Raw genomic sequence first — 2,100 nt, 5'->3', positions numbered from 1 at the left:
GCGCATAAGCGCGATGCACTCAGCGTCCTGCAACACCTCAACTTCCACCCCCCGCTCACGGAGCAAGGTTTCTTCGCCCATAAAGGTCTGGTTCTCACCGATTACCACCCGCGGGATGCCATAGAGCAAAATCGCGCCGGTACACATGGCGCAGGGGGAGAGCGTGGTATACAGCGTTGAAGCGGCATACACTGCAGCTGACTGCCGCCCTGCGTTCTCCAGCGCATCCATCTCACCATGCAGAATCGCACTGCCCTGCTGCACCCGCCGATTATGTCCCCGCCCGATGATCGTGCCCTTGTGAACCAGCACAGAGCCGATGGGTATGCCACCTTCGGCCAGGCCGACGCGGGCTTCATCTATGGTGGCGCGCATGAAAGGGTCCATGGTGTTCTCCAATCTGATAAGTGTCTTGGCTAAATCGATGGGCCTTGATCAACCATGCAACTCGACATGTTCAATAGTTCTCTTCCCAGATGTAACCGCTGCAGATTAAACCCTTTATTGTCCGCTGCCAGCATTTTGATCAATGGCTCTATAGTCGTTTCGAATTTCCCATTAAGATGGCGCCAATCCATCTTCTGTCAGGAACCTCGATGCAATCCTACCTGCCCTCCACCAGTCGCCCCTACTCCACCGCCCTGCAATGGCTACTTGGCGCTGCGGCACTGGTTATCGTGCTGGGTGGCTTGAAGGCGATCAGCCATATTCTCACGCCTTTCCTGCTGGCGGCGTTTCTGGCGATTATCTGTGCTCCGCCGCTGACCTGGATGCAGCGGCGCGGCGTGCCGGGCCCCCTGTCGGTGCTGGTGCTGTTTTCGGTGGTGGGTCTGACCTTTTTCCTGTTGTTTCTGGCGCTCAAGGGCGCGGCCGAGAGTATGGCGACGCAGGCGCCGTTATATCAGGCTCGCTTTGCCGGCTGGATGGTCGAGCTGCGTGAGATGATTGCTGCGCGCGGGCTCCCGGCGGAACTCCTGCCAGCCACGATGCCGCTTCCGGCAACGGCCACCATCACCGGCATCGCCCGCGAGGTCGCCGGTGGCCTTGGGCAGTTTACCGCCAGCACGCTGCTGGTATTGCTCGCGTTCATGTTTCTGTTGCTGGAGGAACGGACCTTTGCCGGCAAGCTCAATGCGGCCTTTCCCGGACGCCGTCGCGCGCGGGTGCGCGGTCGCCGGTTCCTGCGATCGGTTTACCGCTATCTGGTCATCAAGACGGCGGCCAGCACGGCTACCGGCATCATTGTTGGCATCGGCCTGACTTTCATGGGGGTCGATTTTGCGGTGCTGTGGGCAATCGTTGCCGGTCTTCTCAATTTCATTCCGACCATTGGCTCGATCATCGCTGCCATTCCGGCGGTACTGATCGCATTGATGGGCATAGGTCCAATCGAGGGATTGCTGGTTCTGGCTCTCTATGTAGCGGTCAACACCATTATCGGCAGCATTCTCGAGCCTCGGCTGATGGGCCGCAGCCTCGGGCTCTCGCCACTGGTGGTACTGATCTCGTTACTGCTGTGGGGCTATGTATTCGGTCCCATTGGGATGTTGCTGGCGGTGCCCCTGACGATGATTGCCAAGCTGGCCCTGGACTCCTCGCCGCAGGCTCGCTGGGCCGGAATCATGATGAGCGATACTGCCCGACGAGTGCGCGACTGATACTGGCCGCCTACGGCGGGGAGCTCCAGTCTGGTGACAACGCAGCGGCGCTTTCCGCCAACACCAGGGCATCGACGATCGCGCCGCGTTCTGCAGCTACTGCCGCCTCGGCAGCCAATTGAGCCGCTTCACCGTTTTGCGGTGCGGTGCGCAATAACGCTACTACTCTCTGCAGTTTCTCGGCCACATCGGGCATGCCCCGGCTGCGCTCGATGCTGGCGCGCGATTCAACCAGCTTGATCGACCGCTCCATGCGCTCCTGGGCCAGCATCTCCGGATCAGCAACTATGCGCTCGGCTTTCGCGGCGACTTCGGGCGCCTGCTGGGCCAGGGCACCGATACTGACACTGATGCCCAGGAGTCCCGCTAGAAGCAGCGGGTAACCAGGTTGTTTCATGGACACGCTCTCGTTGAGGATGAATATTCCCTTTCGAGTGCCCAT

The 2,100-nt window shown here is 60.2% G+C and carries 3 protein-coding genes; 1 reads left to right on the top strand and 2 read right to left on the bottom strand.

All coding sequences use genetic code 11. The annotated features are described in order from the left end of the window. On the bottom strand, positions 1–387 hold a 387-nt coding region (locus ABYA88_RS16240; RefSeq protein WP_373188424.1), incomplete at its 3' end, for a nucleoside deaminase. Between the two features lie 209 nt (positions 388–596). Here ABYA88_RS16240 and ABYA88_RS16235 point away from each other — a divergent pair. After that, positions 597–1,658: an AI-2E family transporter gene (locus tag ABYA88_RS16235; RefSeq protein ID WP_373188423.1), complete on the top strand. Its 1,062-nt coding sequence runs from the start codon at positions 597–599 to the stop codon at positions 1,656–1,658. Positions 1,659–1,668: 10 nt separating this feature from the next. On the opposite strand, the gene ABYA88_RS16230 is transcribed toward ABYA88_RS16235, so the two are convergent. Further along, positions 1,669–2,100: hypothetical protein (locus ABYA88_RS16230; RefSeq protein WP_373188422.1), on the bottom strand; the 432-nt coding region annotated here is incomplete at its 5' end.

The sequence above is a fragment of the Halopseudomonas sp. genome, assembly GCF_041579695.1.
Taxonomy (GTDB): domain Bacteria; phylum Pseudomonadota; class Gammaproteobacteria; order Pseudomonadales; family Pseudomonadaceae; genus Halopseudomonas.
The sequence above is the reverse complement of the archived record's forward strand: the minus strand, read 5'-3'. Positions and strand labels throughout refer to the sequence as shown.

What these genes read in the sequence shown, in the direction of transcription:
- ABYA88_RS16235 (WP_373188423.1), top strand. Translation starts at nt 597, where the DNA reads ATGCAATCCTACCTGCCCTCCACCAGTCGCCCCTACTCCACCGCCCTG.